Genomic DNA, 20,710 nt, shown 5'->3' on the forward strand with positions numbered 1-20,710 from the left:
CTCTTTAATAGAGCAAGGTGTGAAAAATAGCAGTACCACAGCAGTGGGTGATTAGCTCAGTTGGTAGAGCATCTCCTTTACACGGAGGGGGTCGGCGGTTCGAGCCCGTCATCACCCACCACTTCTGCGGGTCGTTAGCTCAGTTGGTAGAGCAGTTGACTTTTAATCAATTGGTCGCAGGTTCGAATCCTGCACGACCCACCAATTCAGAGAAAAGCGCCTTTTGGCGCTTTTTTCGCATCTGCAGCACCGTCAGCTACATTCGTGCTTTCTCGTTTCAACACCGCACCGATCATCACGCTGTTCTCTGAACGGCTATACGGTCTCGTCAGGCCATTTCCCGCTGTGAGCTGTGTAACCAATATCTGTTTTTTTTAATCCATTAAACAATAGGTGCGCAAATATGAAAATATCAGCGGACTTTTCGCGCAGTTTTAGGTATTTTGTTTAGTATATAAAACGAAGGGCGTTGCGGCAGGCGATATTCACGCGGCAGGCGCCCAGCCTAGCATGAGATTGCAGCGATGAGTGAAATGTTTGATGTCAATGCGGCGGTGTATCCCTTCCCGCCGAAACCGGTTCCGCTGGACGTAGCCGAAAAAGCCTTTTATCGCGAAAAGATCAAAACCCTGCTCAAGCAGCGCAATGCGGTGATGGTCGCCCACTATTATACCGATCCGGAAATCCAGGCGCTGGCGGAAGAAACCGGCGGCTGCGTGGCGGATTCGCTGGAAATGGCGCGCTTCGGCAGCGCCCATCCGGCTTCCACGCTGTTGGTGGCCGGCGTGCGCTTCATGGGGGAAACCGCCAAGATCCTCAGCCCGGAAAAGCAGGTGCTGATGCCGACGCTGTTTGCCGAATGTTCGCTGGATCTGGGCTGCCCGGAAGAGGAGTTTCATGCGTTTTGCGACAGCCACCCCGATCGTACCGTGGTGGTCTATGCGAACACCTCGGCGGCGGTCAAAGCGCGCGCCGACTGGGTGGTCACTTCCAGCATCGCCGTTGAGCTGATCGAGCACCTGGACAGCCTGGGCGAGAAGATCATCTGGGCGCCGGATCGCCATCTCGGCAGCTACGTGCAGAAGCAGACCGGCGCCGACGTGCTGTGCTGGCAAGGCGCCTGCATTGTCCATGACGAGTTCAAGACTCAGGCGCTGCGGCGCATGAAGGCGCTTTATCCGCAGGCGGCCATCCTGGTGCATCCCGAATCGCCACAGGCGGTGGTTGAGTTGGCGGATGCGGTGGGATCGACCAGCCAACTGATTCAGGCGGCGAAAACATTGCCGCATCAACAGCTGATCGTCGCCACGGATCGCGGTATCTTTTACAAGATGCAGCAGGCCTGCCCGGACAAGGAGCTGTTCGAAGCGCCGACCGCCGGAGAAGGGGCGACCTGTCGCAGCTGCGCGCATTGCCCGTGGATGGCGATGAATGGCCTGAAGGCGATTGCCGAAGGGCTGGAGCAGGGGGGCGCGCAGCATGAGATCCACGTGGACGCCGCGCTGCGTGAGAAGGCGCTGGTGCCGCTGAACCGCATGCTGGATTTCGCCGCTCAGCTTAAGATGCAGGTCAAAGGCAACGCTTAACCGTTTAAAAGGATGACTTCATGAGCTTCTTCAGTACCAGCAATATTCTGGTGCACATTCCGCTTGGCGCGGGCGGTTACGATCTGTCGTGGATCGAAGCCATCGGCACGCTGTTCGGGTTGCTGTGCATCTGGTACGCCAGCAAGGAAAAAATCATCAACTACCTGTTCGGCCTGATCAACGTCACGCTGTTCGCGGTAATTTTCTTCCAGATCCAGCTGTACGCCAGCCTGCTGTTGCAGCTGTTCTTTTTCGGCGCCAACATTTACGGTTGGTATGCCTGGAGCCGCCAAACCCAGGATAATCAGGCTGAGCTGCAGATCCGCTGGCTGCCGTTGCCGAAAGCGTTGGCCTGGGCGGCGGTTTGCGTCATCGGCATTGGCCTGATGACCTTTAACATCGACCGCGTGTTCGCCTGGCTGACGCAGATCGCGGTAGCGGTGATGCAAGGGCTGGGGCTGGACGTGCAGATGCCTGAACTGCAGCCGGACGCGTTCCCGTTCTGGGATTCGGCGATGATGGTGCTCTCCATCGTGGCGATGATCCTGATGACGCGCAAGTACGTGGAAAACTGGCTGCTGTGGGTGGTTATCGACGTCATCAGCGTGGCGATCTTCGCTTACCAGGGGGTGTACGCGATGGCGCTGGAGTATGTCATTCTGACGCTGATCGCCCTGAACGGCTCCTGGCTGTGGATCAAGAGCGCCGGGCGTAACCGTTCCAATCCGCTCTCGTCCGCACCGTAGCAACAGCAGAGGGCGCCGTGGTGGCGCCCTCTTGGCTTAGTGACGATGTCCCAGATGGGAGTGCGCTTCGGCATGTGAGTGTTCACTCGGCTCCGGCGCCCGGTTGATACCGCAGTCCGGTGTCTCGCAGTGCCGGTACTCCATCTGAATGGTCACGTGGCCAATCTTGTAGTGTTCCAACAGATAAGCCTGAATGCGTTGCAACAGCCCATCGTGGTCATGCGGCGGGATCACCTGCGCATGCAGCGTCATCAGCTTTTGTTCGCCGATCTGCCAGACATGCACGTGATGGATGTTGCGCACTTCCGGGATATTCAGGCACAGGTCTTTTTGCAGCTTGGCGATATCGACCTCCTGCGGCGTGCCTTCCAACAGCTCGTGGAAACTCTCCTTCAGCAGCCGCCAGGCGCTGCGTAGCACCAGACAGGAGACCAGCACCGACAGGATCGGGTCAATCGGCGTCCAGCCGGTGGCAAGAATGACGATGGCGGCGACGATGGCGCCCACCGAACCGAGCAGGTCGCCCAACACATGCAGCGCGGCGGCGCGCACGTTGATATTTTTCTCTTCGCTGCCGCGATGCAGCAACCAGAAGGCGAACAGGTTCGCCAGCAGCCCCGCTACGGCGATGATCAGCATCGGGGTACCCATCACCGGCTGCGGTTCGAAGAAACGCCGTATCGCCTCCCACAGGATGAATACCACGATCACCAGCAGCGCTGCAGCGTTGAGGAAGGCCGCCAGGGTGGTGAGGCGCAGATAGCCGAAGGTGTGGCGCGCGTTGGGCTTGCGCTGGGAGAAGTGCACCGCCATCAGCGCCACCAGCAGCGCGGCGGCATCGGTCAACATATGGCCGGCGTCGGCCAACAGCGCCAGCGAGCCGGACAACAGGCCACCGACCACCTCGGCCACCATAAAGACGGCGGTGACTAAAAAAGCGGTCAGTAGGCGTTTACTATTACTGTCTTTCGGCAGGTGTACGTGTGGAGTGTCCGACATTATTCATCCTTATGCATAGCGAAAGAGGGGGCGGCGGCGAGCAGAGCGTCCAGCTCCGGTTCTATCTGCGCCACTAACGCCTTTAATTTAGTATAAGCGGCGGCGGCAAGCTCGCCCCGACGTGCGGTATCCACCAGCTGCTGGCACAGCTGCGCGGCTTCCGGCAGCTGCAGCATCAGCAGGCTGCCCTTGATGCGGTGCGCCGCCTGCTCCAGGCGCGGCCAGTCGCTCGCGGCGACGGCGTCCGCGAGCCGCTGCCGGTCTTGGCGCAGCGTATCGCCGAGCGTCTGCGCCAGCCGCTGCAGCATGGCGCGATCGCCACCTGCCATTTCGGCCAGCGTTTGTCGCAGGTCAGTAAGGACTGACTTTTCTTCCTGAGCCTGCGGTTGCTGAGCCAATACCTGGCCGATCGCCGCCAGTGAAATCGGTTTGGTCAGGAAGTGGTCGATCGCCACCAGCCCCGGCGGGATGCGGGTAAACTCCTGCACGTCTGCCGAGCAAAGCACGATGCGGCAAGGCGGGCGTTGCAGCCGCTGTTCGTCGCGGCGGATCAGCCTGGCCAGCGTCAGCCCGTCCGGGCGCGGCATGTTATAGTCGATAAACAGCAGATTGAACGGTTGCCGGCGCTGGGCCTTCAACAGCGCATAGCCTTGTTCAAAGCGGGCGGGTTGCAGCCCGAAGTGGCGCAGCTGGCGTTCCAGCAGCAACAAATTGGTGGGGTGATCGTCGATCAGCGCGGTACGCAAGGCGGAAGGCGGCAGAGGATAGGTGTGCTCCTCCTGGGCGACAGCCGGCGCCGCACCGCTCAGCTCGACCGGTATCGCGACCTCGACGCGGGTGCCGACGCCCGGCTGCGAGTGCAGCTCGATGCGGCCGCCCATCTGTTCGACGATCTCTTTGCAGATAGACAGTCCCAAACCGGTGCCCTGCACCGAAATGCGTTGCGCGCCGCGCGCGCGGTAAAACGGTTGGAACAGCTTGCCTATCTCATCGGCGGCGATGCCGCAGCCGCTGTCGTTCACCGTTAATCGCAATTCCCCCTGCCGCTCATCCTGTGTGCGCCAGCCGATCTCGACCTGAATAGTGCCGCGCGGTGTAAACTTTATCGCGTTGTTTATCAGGTTGTTAGCCACTTGAAGTAAACGCTCACCATCAATAATCACCGCCTCAGGCAGCGCCGGATCCGCCAGCACGCTCAGCGTCAACGGGCGTTCGCCGATCAGCGGCCGGTAAAGGGCATCGATGCGCGCTACCCAGGGGCGCGGCGCCACCGGTTTCGGCGCCAGCGTCAGCGAACCGGTTTCCAGCCGGGCGTGATCCTGCAGGTCGTTGAGCAGGTTGAGCAGCGAAGAGGCCGAGCTGTATATCACCGGCAGGCCTTCCGGCGCGGGTTGGCGTTTGAGCTCCAGCTCCAACAGGCCGAGGATGGCGTGCATCGGCGTGCGCAGCTCGTGGCTGACGGTGGCGAGGAATTTGCTCTTCATGCGGTTTTCCGCCTCGGCGCGGCGGCGCGCGTGCTCGAGTTCTTCGCGTTCGCGTTTTTCACGGCGCTGCAGCATGAAACGGCGCAGCGTTAGCGCCAGCAGCAGCACGGTGGCGGCGGCCAGCAGCGCCAGCAGCCAGGTGGTCTGCGGCGGCATACGGTTGTCATTCACCGCGTCGATAAGATTGCTGCGGTCGACGATCCACTCGTCGCGCAGCGATTGCAGGGTGTCCGCCGGGATCTGCATCAGATTCTTATCGAGGATCGCCAACAGAAGAGGTTGATCGCGGCGCACGCCGAAGGCCACCGGGTAGGGGATGTTGTTGGCGGCAAAGGCCAGCTTGATGGCGCCGGAATAGCGCGACAGCGCCAAAAAGTTGGCGGAGATGACGTTATCCACCAGCGCATCCAACTGGCCGTTGGCCAGCGCGTCGTACATCGACTTGCTGTCGGCGAAGCTGACGGTCTGCTCCTGTTCCGGCACCAGCCCCTGCGCCAAATCGCCCTGCAGCACGCCGATGCGCTTGCCGGCCAAATCGTTCCAGGTGGAAATGCCGTCGGCGTGCTGGCCGACGTAAACGCCCCACAGCGAGCGGTGGATCGGCATGCTGGCGCCGTAGCGCGCCTTGACGCCGCGCGCCAGCGGCAGGGCGGCGCGGAAGCTGGCCTGGCCGGCCTGCACCAGCTGATCGGCCTGCTCGGCGTTGCGCGCCCACAGCGGTGCGAAACGCAGCCCGGTGTTTTGCGCGATGATGTTGAGAATGTCGATGGCGTAGCCGCGCGGCTGGCCGTCAGAGCCGCGGTAGGCGAACGGGAAGTTGTTCTCGATGGCGGCGTAGTACACCACGCGGTGGCTCGCCACCCAATTCTTCTCCATCGTCGTCAGGTCGGCATTGCCGGTGTCGAGGTAGCTGGGGATCTTTTTGCTCCAGCGGCTCTGCAGGGCGTTCATCAGCTCCATCGGCGCGTCGGCGATGGCGGTGTCCAGCGTGTCTATCAGCCGTGAGTCGGCGGCGGCGAACACGAAGGACAGGTTGCCCAGATTCTCGTTGCTTTCAATCTGATAGAGCTGGCCGAGCTGCAGCTGGTCGATGATAAAGCTGGCGCTGGCCTCGTCGGCGATAAAGTAGTCGCTGCTGCCGTTGAGCAGCGAGTAGACCGCCTGCAGATTGTTGTCGTAGCGCTGGATCTGCGACGCCACGGCCTGCAGAGCGCCGCCGGACTGCATGTCGGTCAGCGCGCCGATCGCGACGCGGGCGTTGGCGGAGTTGAGCATCACCGGTCGATCGTTGCTGCGATCGCGCAATACGCGCAGGTTGCTGACGTAATAGGGCTGAGAGATCGCCAGGCCGTGCAGCGCCTCACTCTGCGGGATGCCGTACAGCAGATCGATCTTGCCGTCGTGCAGCGCCTGCTCCAGCTGGGTCAGATCGGCAAAGCCGTAAATGGCGAAGCGAATGCCGGTTACCTGCTGGATATAGCCGAGGTAGTCGGCGTTCAGCCCATACAGATCGTCGTCCACGATGATGTTGTACGGGCTGGTGTTCTCACTGATGATGCCGATGCGCAGCGTTCGGTCGCGCCAGGGATTTTTCTCGCCGACGATCAGCATGTTCTCGGGGGTATTCAGATTGCTGACCAGCTGATAGCGCACCGGCTCCGCCGCCTGCGCCAGACCGCACCACAGGATCAGCAGCAGCAGCGCGCGGCGCATCATGGCGCCAGCTCTTTAAACACCGCCACCAGCTCCAGCAGGTTGCCGGCGCCGGTTTTGCGCTGGATGTTCTTCTTGTGCGTGCTGACGGTCTTGTTGCTGATGTGCAGCCGATCGGCGATCTGCAGGTTGGACAGCCCCTGGCTCAGCAAGCCCAGCACTTCGAGCTCTTTGGGAGTGAGCAGCCCACCGTCCGCCGTCGGCGCTTCTTCGGCCAGCGCGGCGGCGGGGAAGTGGGTTTCACCGTCCAGCACCTGCTCAATCGCCTGTACCAGCTCTGCCAACGAGCTGCCTTTATTGACGAAACCGTTGGCTCCGGCGGCATGGGCCATGCGCGCATAGACCTCGGCCTCCTGCGCGGTATAGATCAGGATCGGCTGCTGCGGGTAGCGGCGGCGGATTTTTTTCAACAGCTGCAGCCCGTCGACCTGCGGCAGGCCGATATCCAGGATCACCAGGCCGAAAGCGGCCTCGGCCAGCAGGGCCAGCGCCTGGACGTCGTCCTGCGCCGCCTGCAGGCGGTAGGAGCGGGATGATTTCATTAGCGCCGCTTCCAGTGCGACATGAACCACCGGGTGGTCATCAACTAATAACAGAGAGGGCATGTTCAACTCGGGTCGCTTTATATTCCGATCGCTAGCATAGCGAAAAAGGAGGCTCTGCGCTCCCCTGATGAAACAGCACAATCTGCTGTTAATTTGGCGGTTCCAGCGGAGGGGGGCAAAGGTGATTTACAGCGTCATTCCCACAGGCTAGATTGTTGGGATCTACACCGTTACGCACTGCGAAATACCCCTCGATACCGAATGGAAAAGCTATGAATTACCAAAACGACGATTTACGCATTAATGATATTAAGGAACTCCTGCCGCCGGTGGCTTTGCTGGAGAAATTCCCGGCCACTGAACGCGCAGCAAAGACGGTGTCCCAGGCCCGCAGCGCAATTCACAATATCCTCCGCGGCAGCGACGATCGCCTGCTGGTGGTGATTGGCCCTTGCTCTATCCACGATACCCAAGCCGCCAAAGAGTACGCGGGGCGCCTGCTGGCGCTGCGTGAAGAACTGAAGGGCGAGCTGGAAGTGGTCATGCGCGTATACTTCGAAAAACCGCGCACCACCGTGGGCTGGAAAGGCCTGATCAACGATCCGCAGATGGACAACAGCTTCAACATCAACGACGGTCTGCGCCTGGCGCGCAAGCTGCTGGTGGAGATCAACGACAGCGGCCTGCCGGCCGCGGGCGAATTCCTCGACATGATCACGCCGCAGTACCTGGCGGATCTGATGAGCTGGGGCGCCATCGGCGCGCGCACCACGGAATCGCAGGTGCACCGCGAGCTGGCCTCCGGCCTCTCATGCCCGGTCGGCTTCAAGAACGGCACCGACGGCACCATCAAGGTGGCGATCGACGCCATCAACGCCGCCGGCGCGCCGCACTGTTTCCTGTCGGTAACCAAGTGGGGCCACTCGGCTATCGTTAACACCAGCGGCAACGGCGACTGTCACATTATTCTGCGCGGCGGCAAAGAGCCGAACTACAGCGCGGCGCACGTGAAGGACGTCAAAGCCGGCCTGAGCAAAGCCGGGCTGCCGGCGCAGGTGATGATCGATTTCAGCCATGCCAACAGCAGCAAACAGTTCAAAAAGCAGATGGACGTGAGCGCTGACGTTTGCGGGCAGATTAGCGGCGGTGAAAAAGCGATCATCGGCGTGATGATCGAAAGCCACCTGGTGGAAGGCAACCAGAACCTTGAAAGCGGCGAACCGCTGGTTTACGGCAAGAGCGTGACCGACGGCTGCATCGGCTGGCAGGACACCGAAACCGTGCTGCGCGATCTGGCGGCGGCGGTGAAAGCGCGCCGCGGATAATCGCTAAAATGACAAGGGCCTGGCAGCCGGGCCCTTGTTTTATCCTTGTCATTGCACCTCTATATATCCCACTCATTTAAGGCTTACAATTAATAGGCCAATGAAATCATTAAGCGACCTCCTTCGCATTATTCCTATTTAATAAAAGAATAATTGTCACTGCTCATGGCATTGTGCTTATATAAGACGCTTTTTTATTCCACAAACCCCGCATGACAAATAAGCGGGGAGTGGTATGACCTATTCCTTTCAGGACGAAAGAATTATGACAAGCAATACCTCGCAGCCGCTGGGGCTGCACCGGATTAAATTCCATGGGAAAGGCGGCGAGTACTTCGCTATTTGGTTAGTCAATGCATTATTGACCATCGTGACCCTGGGCATCTATTCCGCCTGGGCGACGGTGCGTCGTCGCCGCTATTTTTACGGCAACACGGAATTGGACGGCGATCGTTTCGATTACCATGCGCAGCCGCTGCAAATTCTGAAAGGGCGGCTGTTGGTGATCGGCGGTATCATCGTGTTTTATATCCTGCTGGCGGTGGCGCCGCTGCTGGGGCTGCTGGCCTTATTGGCGTTGCTTGCCCTGCTGCCATGGGTGGTGATTCGCAGCTGGCGCTACAATGCGATTATGTCGAGCTATCGCGGCGTGCGTTTTAATTATGTTTGCCGCACCGGGCGCGCTTATTGGGCGCTACTGTTCTGCCCGCTATTACTGATTATCGGGCTTTATGTCGGCTTAATCATTTTGCTCAGTATTGGCAGCAGCTTTGACAGCATTAACGCCATCGGCCTGATGCTGGTGTTGACGCTGCTGTTGGCCGTGCCGGCATTCGCCGCCGTCAACGGTATTATTAGCGCGCTGCAGCACGATCTGTACGTTAATAATCTGTTCTTCGGCCGCACGCCGTTTATTGCCGAACTGAAAAAGTCGGCCTTTATCAAATTTGCCTTGATCGGCCTGCTCATTTTCCTGCCGTTTATGTTGGCGGCGCTGGTGTGTATGGGGTCGTTCATGCTGTCGCTGTACCAAATGGTATTGATGGGCATACTGACGGATGAAACCGCCGACTTGCTGGTGTTGGAGAATATTGGCAGCCTGCTGCTGATGATGGTGGTGTTGCTGGTTGGCGCCTTGATTGCCGGCAGTTACCAGATTGTCGCCCAACGCAACTATCTGTTTAACCAGGCGACGCTGAACGGCAGCATCAAATTGCACTCTTCCATGCAGACCCTGCCGTATATGGGGCTGTTGATCACCAATACCCTGATCACGCTGTTCTCGCTCGGCTTTGCTGCGCCGGTGGCGGAAGTACGTCACGCCCGTTATCTGGCGGAGTGCACGGCGGTTGAAGGCGATCTGGCGTTGCTGGACATCGCGGCGCACCAGGAAACCGCCAACAGCGCGGTGGCCGAAGAGGCGGTGCAGGCGCTGGACCTGGGCGGCAGTTTCTGAGGCGCCAATGATCCTCGAGGGCGCCTACCAGTTGCCGGGGCGGGCCGCACGTGAGGCGGCCCGCCTGCTGGTGAACGAAAGCGGCGAGGGCGTGACGCTGCAGCGGCAGGATGAGCAACGTTACATCCCCTTGGCGGACATCACCGTCTCTGCGGCGCTGGGCAATATTCCGCTGACGCTGACCTTTAAGGACGGCGCGCGCTTTGTGCCGGACGACGATGCGGCGTTTCGCCGCTGGTTCTATCAGCGCCGTTCGCCGGGCTGGGTGCATCGCCTGGAACGCCACAAACGCGGCGTCGCTCTGGCGCTGCTGATGACGCTGCTGGCGGTCGTGGCCTACGTTTACGTCGTGCTGCCGTGGGCGAGCAGCGAGATCGCCATGCGCATCCCCACCTCGGTGGAACAGACGCTGGGCGAACACACGCAGACGTTTTTAAGCCAGAGCGGCTTCAAGCCTTCTGCACTCCCGGCCGAGCGGCAGCGGGCGTTGCAGCAGCTGTTCCGGCAGGTGATGCCGGCCGAAATGCGTGAGGAGCGTACGCCGCTGTCGTTGAAGCTGATGGCGGTGCCCGGTGCGCCGAACGCCTTTATGTTGCCGGACGGCACGCTGGTGCTCAGCGATAGTCTGGTCGCCCTGGCGAAAAACGACGATGGGCTGGCGGCAGTCATGTTGCATGAGATGGGGCACCACGCTCATCGCCACCCAATGCGCATGCTGGTGCGTTCGTCGCTGGTGGCGTTGACGCTGATGTGGATGACCGGTGACGTCAGCGGCATCGGCGATACGCTGCTGCAGTCTGCGTCCTTCGTGAATGAGATGCAGTTTTCCCGTGGGATGGAGCGCGAGGCGGATGCGTTCGCGATAGCGCAAATGCAGCGACAGGGGCGTTCGCTGGCGCAAATGGCAGCGATCTACCGCGCGTTGGCGCAGGCGCCTGAACGAGAACAGGCCGATGACTGGGCGCTGCCGGCCTGGCTCAGCACCCACCCGGCGATGCAGGAACGGCTGGACGCGGTGAACGAGGCGATGGCGCAGCAGCCGCCACAGTAATCAGTAACGAAAAAGCCCCCGGTTTTCACCGGGGGCTTTTTCGTTAACGGGCGAAATTACTTCGCTTTACCCTGGTTTGCCACGGCGGCCGCTTTTGCAGCGATCTCGTCGGCGTTACCCAGGTAGTAACGTTTGGTTGGCTTGAAGTTCTCGTCGAACTCATACACCAACGGCACGCCGGTTGGGATGTTCAGCTCGAGGATTTCGTCTTCGCTCAGGTTATCCAGGTATTTCACCAGCGCGCGCAGCGAGTTGCCGTGCGCCGCAACGATCACGCGCTCGCCGCTCTTGATGCGTGGCAGGATCTCTTCGTCCCAGTAAGGAATCACGCGATCGATGGTCAGCGCCAGGCTTTCGGTCAGCGGCAGCTCTTGCTCGGTCAGCGAGGCGTAGCGCGGATCGTGGCCAGGGTAGCGTTCGTCTTCTTTGGTCAGCTCAGGTGGGGTCACCGCGAAGCCGCGACGCCATTGTTTCACCTGCTCGTCGCCGTATTTTTCAGCGGTTTCCGCTTTGTTCAGACCCTGCAGCGCGCCGTAATGACGTTCGTTCAGCTTCCAGGATTTTTCGGTCGGCAACCAGGCCTGATCCAGCTCGTCGAGGATGTTCCACAGGGTGTGGATCGCGCGCTTCAGTACGGAGGTGTAAGCGAAGTCGAAAGTGAACCCTTCTTCTTTCAACAGCTTGCCTGCTGCTTTCGCTTCGGTACGGCCCTTGTCGGACAGATCGACATCATACCAACCGGTGAAGCGGTTTTCTTGGTTCCACTGGCTTTCGCCGTGACGCACCAGAACCAGCTTAGTTACAGCCATAGCTTAACTCCTTAATAATCTGACATTTCAATGATAACGAAAATCATTATATTGCCGCGGGCCGGGGCTCGGCAATCGATAGTGTCTAACCATAGCCAATTTCTTGCCGCAAAGTAAGGGCTGGCGAAAGGAAAAAGCTGAATCGTTCAGGCTGGCGCTGCGAAGGGGAAACGGCGCGCCGAAATCGCTTCGGGCGCGCCGTGGCGTGGGGCAAATCAGGCCGATTTTTTCAGGCAGCTGCTCATGAAGGTTTTACGCGCGTCGCCCTTCAGATTCTTGGTCTTGGCGTCGGCGTTGCAGGTTTTCATTTTCTGCTGCTGCGGCGTCAGGGTTTTGCCCGTCGCGGCGGCGCCTTCAGATTTTAGGCAGGTGCTCATAAAGGTGGAGCGATCCGCGCCTTTCAGCGACTTGGTGGATGCCTGTTGGTTGCAATCGGTCATGCGTTTCTGTTGGGCCGCCTGCGCCGGCGAAGGCGTTTTTGTCGCCGTCGTCGCGTCGGCCGCCATCAGATTGGTGCTCAGCATTAAGCCCGCCAGCAATGGAAGTGCAGTAATCAGACGCATAGGTGTTCCTTCAGCTATTGATTGGCCGCCATCGGCCGAAAATTGTGACGTTGCACAAGGCGTTGTGCTTATCACGGTAGCCTGAGTGTAGTGCGCGCTTTGGAATAAGGAAAGGTGGGCGCCGGCGGGGGAATAGCGCTAAAAGGTAAGCATTTATAACAAATCGCCCCCGGCCGCGCGGCGAGGGGCGTGGCGGGTCAGATAGGATAAAACTGATAATGCGTGGCGCTGCGGTAGCGGCTCCCCGGCTGCAGCCAACAGTCCGGCTGTGGCCATTCGGGATGGTGCGGGCTGTCCGGCAAAAACTCGCTTTCCAGCGCCACGCCGGCGTGGTTGGCATAGCTGCCGCCGTCGCGCGCCGGCGTGCCGGCCAGATAATTGCCGCTGTAGAGTTGCAGTGCGGGCGCGTCGGTGAACACGCTCATCTGCACTTGCCCGTCGGCGGACCACAAATGGGCCGCCGGGCACTCCAGCGCGCCGCAGGTGCGGTGCAGCAGAAAAGCGTGATCGTAGCCTTTTACCCGCTGCTGGTCGCGGTCGCGCAGAAAATCCTGCAGCAGCGTTTTCGGCTGGCGAAAATCCATGCCGCTGCCGTCCACCGGCGTCAGCCCGGCACAGGGAATGCCCTCGGCGTCGACGGGCAGATAGCGATCGGCGAACAGCTGCAGCCGCTGGGCGCGGGCGTCGGTGCTGGCACCGTCCAGATTGAAATAGGCGTGGTTGGTCAGGTTGACCGGGCAGGGGCGATCGACCTGCGCCAGATAGCTGATTTCCACGCGATTGTCGGGGGTCAGGCGGTAGCAGACCTGCACGTCGAGATTGCCCGGAAAACCCTGATCGCCCTCCGCCGAGTGCAGCGCATAGCAGACCTGATGCGCATCGTGCTGTACCCGGCGCCAGCGGCGGGCATGGAAACCGTCGGGGCCGCCGTGCAGCTGGTGGGCGCCCTGATTGGCGGCCAGCGCATGGGGTTTCCCGTCGATGGGCAGACTGGCGTTGGCGATACGGTTGGCGTAGCGGCCGACGGTGGCGCCCAGATAGGCGCCCTGACGTTGGTAGTCCGCCGGGCTGCGGCAGCCGAGCAGCAACTCGCGCCTTTCACCGGATTTGAGCGGCAAGACGGCGGACAGCCAGGTGGCGCCCCAGTCCATCAGCGTCACCGTCATGCCGCCGGCGTTTTGCAACTGCGTCAGCTGATAAGGCTGACCATCGGGGGCGAGTGCCGCCGTTGCCGTCAGCATAGGCCGGCGCCTTGCGAAGCCTGGCAGACATAGAAGGTTTCCCGCAATCCGCCGGTTTGCCGCGGATACTCGTGCGCCACGGCGGCACGCACTGTCTCCACGAGATCCTGCGGCATCAGCGCGACGATGCAGCCGCCAAAGCCGCCGCCGGTCATGCGCACGCCGCCGCGTGGGCCGATCGTCGCTTTGACGATCTCGACCAGCTTATCGATCGGCGGCACGGTGATTTCAAAGTCGTCGCGCATCGAGGCGTGCGACTCCGCCATCAGCCGGCCCATGCGCTGCAGATCGCCGGCCGCCAGCGCGTCGGCCGCTGCCAGCGTGCGGGCGTTCTCGCTGATCACATGGCGCGCGCGTTTGGCTACTAACGGATCGAGCTGGTGTTGACGCGCCTCAAACTGTTCGGGGCTGACGTCGCGCAGCGCCTTGACGCCGAAGAACCGCGCCGCTTCCTCGCACTGTTTGCGGCGGGTGTTGTATTCGCTGTCCACCAGCCCGCGTTGCACATTGGAGTTGACGATCACCACCGCGACGTTGTCCGGCATCGGTACCGCACGGGTTTCCAGCGAGCGGCAGTCGATCAGCAGAGCGCTGTCGCGCCGGCCGAGCGCGGAGATCAGCTGGTCCATGATACCGCAGTTGCAGCCGACGAATTGGTTCTCCGCCTCCTGGCCGTTCAGCGCCAGCGCTACGCCGTCCAGCGGCAGCTGATAGAGCGCCTGCAGCGCCTGGCCCACCGCCACTTCCAGTGCGGCGGAGGAGCTGAGCCCCGCCCCTTGCGGCACATTCCCGGCGATCACCAGATCCGCACCGCCGAAGTCGGCGCTGCGGCGCTGAAGGTGCTTCACCACGCCGCGCACATAGTCGGACCAGCGCTGATCGGGGTGGCTGACGATCGGATCGTCGAGCGAGAATTGATCCTGCTGATTCTGATAGTCGGCGGCGAGTACGCGGATCTGGCGGTCGTCGCGCTTGGCGCAGGCGATGACGGTTTGATAATCGATGGCGCAGGGCAGCACGAAGCCGTCGTTGTAATCGGTATGCTCGCCGATCAGGTTCACCCGACCCGGCGCCTGGATGGTCAACGCCGGCGCGTAGCCGAAGTGTTCGGTAAACAGGGAATGGGTAAGCGGTTTCAGGCTCATGCTTGGGCTCCGGCTTCACGGTAATGAATATCGCTGACGGCGCGCAGACGCGCTGCGGCCTGTTCGGCGGTCAGGTCGCGCTGGGTTTCCGCCAGCATCTCGTAACCGACCATAAATTTGCGCACGCTGGCTGAACGCAGCAGCGGTGGGTAGAAATGGGCGTGCAGCTGCCAGTGCCGATTGTCGGCACCGTTGAACGGCGCACCGTGCCATCCCATCGAATAGGGGAAGGAGCACTGGAACAGGTTGTCGTAGCGGCTGGTCAGCTTCTTCAGCGCCAGCGCCAGATCTTGGCTTTGTGCCGCGCTGAGATCGGTAATGCGCTGCACCGCCGCTTTCGGCAGCAGCAGCGTTTCAAACGGCCAGGCGGCCCAGTAGGGCACCACCGCCAGCCAGTGTTCGGTGTTCACCACGATGCGTTCGCCGGCGGCCAGCTCGCGCTGCGCGTAGTCCAGCAGCAGCGGGGAGGCATGTTCCCGAAAATACTCGTGCTGCAGGCGATCTTCGCGCTCGGCCTCGTTCGGCAGAAAACTGTTGGCCCAGACCTGCCCGTGCGGGTGCGGGTTGGAGCAGCCCATCGCCGCGCCTTTGTTTTCGAACAGCTGTACCCAGGGGTACTGCCTGCCCAGCTCATCGGTTTGCGCCTGCCAGGCGGCGACCACCTGCTCCAGCGCCAGCAGCGTCAATTCGGGCAGGGTCTTGCTGTGATCGGGAGAGAAGCAGATCACCCGGCTGACGCCGCGCGCGCTCTGGCTGCGCATCAAAGGATCCTGGCTGTCGGGCGCCGGCGGCGTATCGCTCATCAGCGCGGCGAAATCGTTGGTGAAGACGTAGGTGCCGCGATAATCCGGATTGCGATCGCCGGTGACGCGCGCGTTGCCCGGGCACAGGAAACAGTCGGGATCGTGCTCTGGCAGCGTTTCCGTGGGGACGGCCTCTTGTTGGCCCTGCCAGGGGCGCTTGGCGCGGTGCGGTGAGACCAGCACCCACTGGCCGCTCAGCGGGTTATAGCGGCGGTGTGGATGATCGATAGGGTTAAATGCCGTCATACGGTTCCTTTCTTGGCGTCGACGAGGTGTAATCGCTTTCAGCCGCCGTCTTGATACGCCCGTTGCTGAAAAGGGAGAGTACATTGCGCAAAAAGATAGCATGCCCGCGGCGATAAAAAGGTGATCTAACGCGAAAAATGGAATCGTTTACACTTGATTGAAAAGCGCCGGATGCGCGGAGATGAGCCGGTGGCTACGTGATTGAGGGGATTGCGGTGAGCTGCCGGTGATAGCGTTTTCACCTGGTCAACCGGCAGAGAGAGGCTCTCTGCCGGCGTCAGCCGTCAGGGGTGCTGATACAGCGGGTAGGTGAAGAACAGCAGATGGGTGAGGTTAAGCCCGAAATGGAACAGAATCGGCACCCACAGGCGGCCGCTCCACATCCATGCCAGGCCGTAGATCACGCCGGCCAGCGTCGCGAAGATCACCATCAGCATGCCGCCGGCCAAATGCGCGGCGCCGAACACCAGGGCGGCGACGATCAGCGCCGGCCAGGCCCCCAGCCATTGGCTGAGGCGCTGTTGCAGGTAGCCGCGAAACAGCGCTTCTTCGGCCATGCAGACGAAGAACAGGTTCGCCATCACGAACGGCAGGATCCAGGCGGGCGCATGCAGTTCGATTTTTAAACCGCCCAGCGCCACGGCCAGCAGCAACAGCGCCGGTACGCTGATGATCAATGCAATCCAGGAACCCGAGGCGACGCTTTTTTCCGCTTTATCGGTTCTGAACAGCGTGGGCAAGCAGGCGAACAGCAGGAAGGGCACTATCGCCTTGTCGAAGTTGTAATACATGGTGAACGGCGCGCTGAGCGGGCCGGCTTTGTCGCCGTCGATCATCAGCTGGTTGTGGATGCCCGGCACCAGATGCAAGAACAGCGCGATGCAGCCGGCGACCACCAAGCCTTCGAACGCGATCGCCAGATTACGCTGCTCGCGAAAATGGTGACGCAGCCCCGCCAACGCTACGATCGCCAGCAGATAACTCAGGCTGAGTGGCGTCAGTACCCCATGATAAAGCCCCATGCCCGCCGAGGCGGCCAGGATCACCCAGGCTATCAGCCGGTTAAACGGCAAGAAAAATAACGAAGCAGCCAGTACGCCCCACATAATATGTCCCTTTAAAATATGTACACGGCGCTCAGCGCCTTTGCGGCGTGCGATGATGGCGAAATTGAGCGCTAAAGCGGATAGTAGCACACCCAAATGACGCTAAAGGTCGGGGCAGTGACGGATTTGTGCATGATGCCGGCCCATACGACCGGCGACAACGCGGGTCAGCCTTTCATCCAGGCCTGCGAGCGGGTGATTTCGGCCAGGTTTTGCAGGGTGTCCAGGCTCTGCTGGTGGATCTCCTGCGTGGGGGCCGCGCACAGGTCGTGCAGCACGGTCACCTGAAAGCCGGCGTCGTGCGCCTGACGCGCGGTGCTCTCGATGGCGAGCGGCGTGCTGACGCCCGCCAGCAGCAGATGATGGCACCGATGTTGCCGTAGCCAGGCTAACAAATTGTTACCGGAGAAGGCGCTTACCGCCGTTTTTTCAAACAGCAGATCGGTCTCTTCCTGATGCAGTTCGGGCATCCAGCGGCAGCCCGGGCTGTTAAGCCGCAGCGCGCCTATCTGTTTCAAATGGTTGAACAGCGGCGAGTGGGGGGGAATATCATGATAATCGTCGGCGAATCCCACCCGCACCCAAATCACCGGGATTTTTCGCACCCGGGCGTAGGCCGCGGCGGCATTGACGTTGGCGAGCAGGTGGGTCGCCACCACCTGTTCGCGGCAGTGGTTGGCGCGCCCTTTGGGCCCGATCAGATCCTCGATCAGGTCGATAATAATCAACGCAGCGGACATGGCGTCTCCAGAAAATGGCCTTCTTTCTTTCTATGATAAAAGGCCAAATGTGATGTGCTGCGGTGAAGTGTTGCCGGATATGTTTACGCCGCGCTTCAGGCGGAGGCCGCCTCCAGCCGTTGCCGTTGGTAGCCGTAGCCGCCCTCGCCGTCGGGCACGAAGCTGAGGCGGTGAGTGATGCACTGCGGCGCGTCTTCGGCATGGTGCGAGACGAACAGCAGCTGGGTGGCACCCTGGCCGATCAGCACGTCGATGAAGCGACGCACCAGCTGGCGATTGAGCGGATCCAGCCCTTGCAGCGGCTCGTCGAGGATCAGCAGCGCCGGGTGTTTCACCAGCGCGCGGGCGATCAGCGCCAGCCGCTGTTGGCCCCAGGAAAGGCTGTGGAACGGGGCATCGCCGCGCGCGCCGTCGAGCCCGAGCAGCGCCAGCCATTGTTCGGTCAGCTGCCGCTGACGATCCGAGACCGCCTGATAAATGCCGATCGAATCGAAGAACCCCGACAGCACCACGTTGCGCACGCTGGTGTTGACGCGATAGTCCAGATGCAGGCTGCTGCTGACGTAGCCGATATGGCGCTTGATCTCCCAGATGGTTTCCCCGCTACCGCGGCGGCGGCCGAACAGCGTCAGATCGTTGCTGTAGCCCTGCGGATGATCGCCGGTGATCAAACTGAGCAGCGTGGATTTGCCGGCGCCGTTCGGGCCAACGATCTGCCAATGTTCGCCGGGGTTAACCTGCCAGTCGAGATGATTGAGGATCGGCCGATCGTTATAGCTGACCACGCCGTCGCGCAGGACGATCAGCGGCCGATCCGCCGGCAGCGTCACCTTTTGCGTCGGATCTTCGGTCTCCGGCAGCGCCAGCCCGCTGAGGTTTTCGCTGTGCGCCAGCTGCGCCACCAGCGCGTCCGCCATCACCTGGCGGCGCGGCCCGCGGCTGGTCAGGGTGCAGTCCGCCAGCACGCCCACCTGCCGGACAAAATCCGGTATTTCGTCGAACCGGTTGAGCACCAGCACCACGGTTTGGCCCTGGGCGGAAAGCTCGCTCAGCAATGCGGCGAGCTGCGCGCGCGAGTGAACGTCCAGCCCGTCGAAGGGCTCGTCGAGGATCAGCAGGTCAGGCTCGGGCATCAGCGCCCGGCACAGCAGGGTTTTACGCGTTTCGCCGGTGGAGAGGTATTTGAAGCGGCGCGTCAGCAGGGCGGTGATGCCGAACTGCGCGGCCAGCCGCTCACAGCGCGCGGCGTCTTTCACCTCTTCCTGAATGATTTCCGCCGCGGTGCGGCCGGTGTCGTCCTCGTCCGCGCTGAGCAGATCGGTGTTGTTGCGTTGCCACTCGTCGCTGACCATTTTTTGCAGCTGTTCGAAGGAGATGCGCACCGCGTGCTGAAAATCGCTGCGGCGTTCACCGCTCAGCAGAACCAGTTCGTCCGCCAGCGCGCGCGCCAGGGCAGATTTGCCGCTGCCGTTGGCGCCGACGAAGGCCCAGCTGTCGCCGGCCTGGATTTCCAGCGCGTCCAGCGTCAGGGTGCGGGTATCGCTTAAGCGGAATGAACCTTGCGAAATGTGCAACGACGACATCACCTGTTCCTTTTTTTGCAATTATTTGCCTTAGAAATAGGCGCATTGCAGGGGGATGTCAATCAACAAAAACGCAACGTCACGTTGCGCTTAACACAACGTGGCGACAATCACGCGATCGGCGTTGAACAGGGCGTGTACGGCGGCACCGACGCTCAGCTGCAGACGCTGCAGCTCCGCCGTCGTCAGGGTGGCGCACAGGGTTTCGCCGCCCGCCAGCGTCACCAGCACCTCGCTGTGTTCAGCGCCTGGCTGAATGCCGGCCACCACGCCCGCCAGCGCGTTATCTGCGCCGGTATGCTCCGCCGTATCGACGCTTAACCGCACCCATGGCGCCTTGATCAGCGCCAGCACCTCTTTACCCGGCGTCAGCTGCAGCCGGTCGGCGCTTTGTTGGGTGACGGCCGCCATCAGGCGAGTGGTGCCGTCGTTCAACAAAATCGCCAGGTGCTGCTGCACCTGCTGATGATCGCGTTCGATGACGGTGCCGAAGAACTGATTGCGCGCGCTGGTTTGCAGCGAGAAGCGCGAGATGGCCGCCAGCAGGCTGTCGAGCGGCAGATCGTCCTGCTGCAACACGTCGAAAGCTTTTTGCTGCACCTGGCCCAGCAGGTCATACAGCTGGATCAACCGCTGGCCATAGTGCGTCAGCTGCGCGCCGCCGCCGCCTTTACCGCCGGTGGCGCGTTCCACCACCGTTTGTTCCGCCAGCTGGTTCATTTCATTGATGGCGTCCCAGGCGCTTTTATAGCTGATGCCCGCCAGTTTGGCGCCCTGGCTGATGGAGCCGGTGTGCTGCACCTGTTTCAGCAGCGCGATGCGGCGCGGATCGGCGAACAGCTTTTGCTGGAGTTTGAGAGTCAGAAGAATTTCGGCCTGCATAGCGCATCCTGTCGGCGGCAAAAATCTTATTGTCGCCGATTTGGCGGCAAAGCGCCAAACGCAGTGCGGTGGAGCGCGGGGCAATAAAGACTGGCATTGCTTTGTTGTTATAATATAACATAACAGAAAAACGATAAGGCTTTACGCCGGCTTACGGCCGGTTTTTATTTCACCACAGGGATGCTCCACATGAGTACGACACGCCGGCGTCTTGTCACGCCCAGAAAATCTTTATGCCTTGCCGCCTGGGTCGGCGGCGCACTGACGGCGCCGCTGGCTTTCGCTGCCGACTGCGATAAAGCCCGCAATGCCACGGGGTGCGAAGAACAGCTCACGGTGGAGGCGGCGGCCCCCGCCGGGCGCTACGATGCGTTGAGCGCCGTGAGCCGCAGCGCTTCGCAGCTCGGGCTGACCGCTCGGGAAACGCCGCGCAGCGTCGATATCATCAGCGCAAGAGCGATCCAACAGCGGGGCGACCGCTCGCTGGCCGCCGCCGTCGAGCATGCCACCGGTCTGTCCGGCGTCGCTTCGCCAACGTTGTCCAATAACTTTTCCGCGCGCGGTTTCCGGCCTATCGCCTGGTTGTATAACGGCGTGGAGATGCCCGGCAGCACGCTGCAGCTGGGCGATCCGGCGCATTACGACAGCATCGAGGTACTGCGCGGGCCGGGATCGGCCTTGAACGGC

The 20,710-nt window shown here is 61.3% G+C and carries 18 protein-coding genes and 2 tRNA genes; 8 read left to right on the forward strand and 12 right to left on the reverse strand.

Annotated elements, in window-relative coordinates; all coding sequences use genetic code 11:
* Positions 1 to 45: 45 nt before the first annotated feature.
* The 4 genes from AWX27_RS16080 (at position 46) to pnuC (ending at position 2,332) form a co-directional block, all read left to right on the forward strand.
* Positions 46 to 121, forward strand: a tRNA-Val gene (locus AWX27_RS16080).
* Positions 122 to 128: 7 nt separating this feature from the next.
* A tRNA-Lys gene (locus AWX27_RS16085) sits at positions 129 to 204 on the forward strand.
* A 320-nt stretch (positions 205 to 524) separates the two neighbouring features.
* Complete coding sequence (gene nadA / locus AWX27_RS16090; protein ID WP_015376982.1) at positions 525 to 1,586, forward strand: quinolinate synthase NadA; 1,062 nt, start codon at positions 525 to 527, stop codon at positions 1,584 to 1,586.
* Positions 1,587 to 1,606: 20 nt separating this feature from the next.
* Positions 1,607 to 2,332, forward strand: a complete 726-nt coding sequence (gene pnuC / locus AWX27_RS16095; RefSeq protein ID WP_060423651.1) for a nicotinamide riboside transporter PnuC — start codon at positions 1,607 to 1,609, stop codon at positions 2,330 to 2,332.
* Positions 2,333 to 2,368: 36 nt separating this feature from the next.
* Here the strand turns inward: pnuC and zitB are convergent, their stop codons facing one another.
* The 3 genes from zitB to AWX27_RS16110 are packed head-to-tail and all read right to left on the reverse strand — an operon-like array spanning position 2,369 to position 7,133.
* Positions 2,369 to 3,331 carry a CDF family zinc transporter ZitB gene (zitB, locus tag AWX27_RS16100; protein WP_033637476.1) on the reverse strand — a complete coding sequence of 321 codons (963 nt, stop codon included), beginning with the start codon at positions 3,329 to 3,331 and terminating at the stop codon, positions 2,369 to 2,371.
* Entirely contained in the window at positions 3,331 to 6,531 is a 3,201-nt protein-coding gene (locus tag AWX27_RS16105; protein WP_060423654.1) for an ATP-binding protein, read from the reverse strand. Before AWX27_RS16105 ends, zitB begins: the two co-directional genes overlap by 1 nt.
* Positions 6,528 to 7,133: a response regulator gene (locus AWX27_RS16110; protein ID WP_060423720.1), complete on the reverse strand. Its 606-nt coding sequence runs from the start codon at positions 7,131 to 7,133 to the stop codon at positions 6,528 to 6,530. The genes AWX27_RS16105 and AWX27_RS16110 overlap by 4 nt, the downstream gene beginning before the upstream one ends.
* A gap of 212 nt (positions 7,134 to 7,345) precedes the next feature.
* On the opposite strand from AWX27_RS16110, the gene aroG reads away from it, so the two are divergent.
* From aroG to AWX27_RS16125, 3 genes are all read left to right on the forward strand, one after another.
* A complete protein-coding gene (aroG, locus tag AWX27_RS16115) occupies positions 7,346 to 8,398 on the forward strand; it encodes a 3-deoxy-7-phosphoheptulonate synthase AroG (protein ID WP_047568857.1) in 1,053 nt (350 codons plus the stop codon).
* Between the two features lie 265 nt (positions 8,399 to 8,663).
* The gene (locus AWX27_RS16120; protein WP_060423723.1) at positions 8,664 to 9,854 is read left to right on the forward strand and encodes a YjgN family protein; all 1,191 of its coding nucleotides are present in this window, start codon (positions 8,664 to 8,666) and stop codon (positions 9,852 to 9,854) included.
* A 7-nt stretch (positions 9,855 to 9,861) separates the two neighbouring features.
* Positions 9,862 to 10,905 carry a M48 family metallopeptidase gene (locus tag AWX27_RS16125; RefSeq protein ID WP_060423656.1) on the forward strand — a complete coding sequence of 348 codons (1,044 nt, stop codon included), beginning with the start codon at positions 9,862 to 9,864 and terminating at the stop codon, positions 10,903 to 10,905.
* Positions 10,906 to 10,961: 56 nt separating this feature from the next.
* Here the strand turns inward: AWX27_RS16125 and gpmA are convergent, their stop codons facing one another.
* From gpmA to modE, 9 genes are all read right to left on the reverse strand, one after another.
* The gene (gene gpmA / locus AWX27_RS16130; RefSeq protein ID WP_004939834.1) at positions 10,962 to 11,714 is read right to left on the reverse strand and encodes a 2,3-diphosphoglycerate-dependent phosphoglycerate mutase; all 753 of its coding nucleotides are present in this window, start codon (positions 11,712 to 11,714) and stop codon (positions 10,962 to 10,964) included.
* A 215-nt stretch (positions 11,715 to 11,929) separates the two neighbouring features.
* Entirely contained in the window at positions 11,930 to 12,277 is a 348-nt protein-coding gene (locus tag AWX27_RS16135) for a PsiF family protein (protein WP_048232954.1), read from the reverse strand.
* A 197-nt stretch (positions 12,278 to 12,474) separates the two neighbouring features.
* A complete protein-coding gene (gene galM, locus AWX27_RS16140; protein WP_060423659.1) occupies positions 12,475 to 13,518 on the reverse strand; it encodes a galactose-1-epimerase in 1,044 nt (347 codons plus the stop codon).
* Entirely contained in the window at positions 13,512 to 14,663 is a 1,152-nt protein-coding gene (gene galK / locus AWX27_RS16145) for a galactokinase (protein WP_060423662.1), read from the reverse strand. The genes galM and galK overlap by 7 nt, the downstream gene beginning before the upstream one ends.
* A complete protein-coding gene (gene galT, locus AWX27_RS16150) occupies positions 14,660 to 15,712 on the reverse strand; it encodes a galactose-1-phosphate uridylyltransferase (RefSeq protein WP_060423665.1) in 1,053 nt (350 codons plus the stop codon). The genes galK and galT overlap by 4 nt, the downstream gene beginning before the upstream one ends.
* 284 nt (positions 15,713 to 15,996) lie before the next feature.
* Positions 15,997 to 16,818, reverse strand: a complete 822-nt coding sequence (locus AWX27_RS16155; protein WP_060423667.1) for a CPBP family intramembrane glutamic endopeptidase — start codon at positions 16,816 to 16,818, stop codon at positions 15,997 to 15,999.
* Positions 16,819 to 16,985: 167 nt separating this feature from the next.
* Complete coding sequence (locus AWX27_RS16160) at positions 16,986 to 17,558, reverse strand: cysteine hydrolase family protein (RefSeq protein ID WP_060423670.1); 573 nt, start codon at positions 17,556 to 17,558, stop codon at positions 16,986 to 16,988.
* Between the two features lie 95 nt (positions 17,559 to 17,653).
* Positions 17,654 to 19,141, reverse strand: a complete 1,488-nt coding sequence (gene modF / locus AWX27_RS16165) for a molybdate ABC transporter ATP-binding protein ModF (RefSeq protein WP_060423726.1) — start codon at positions 19,139 to 19,141, stop codon at positions 17,654 to 17,656.
* Between the two features lie 90 nt (positions 19,142 to 19,231).
* A complete protein-coding gene (modE, locus tag AWX27_RS16170) occupies positions 19,232 to 20,023 on the reverse strand; it encodes a molybdenum-dependent transcriptional regulator (protein ID WP_049201184.1) in 792 nt (263 codons plus the stop codon).
* Positions 20,024 to 20,212: 189 nt separating this feature from the next.
* Here modE and AWX27_RS16175 point away from each other — a divergent pair.
* On the forward strand, positions 20,213 to 20,710 hold a 498-nt coding region (locus AWX27_RS16175), incomplete at its 3' end, for a TonB-dependent receptor plug domain-containing protein (protein WP_156428564.1).

Origin of the sequence: Serratia sp. 2880STDY5682894 (genome assembly GCF_001537385.1) — a bacterium.
Classification (GTDB): Bacteria; Pseudomonadota; Gammaproteobacteria; order Enterobacterales; family Enterobacteriaceae; genus Serratia; species Serratia nevei.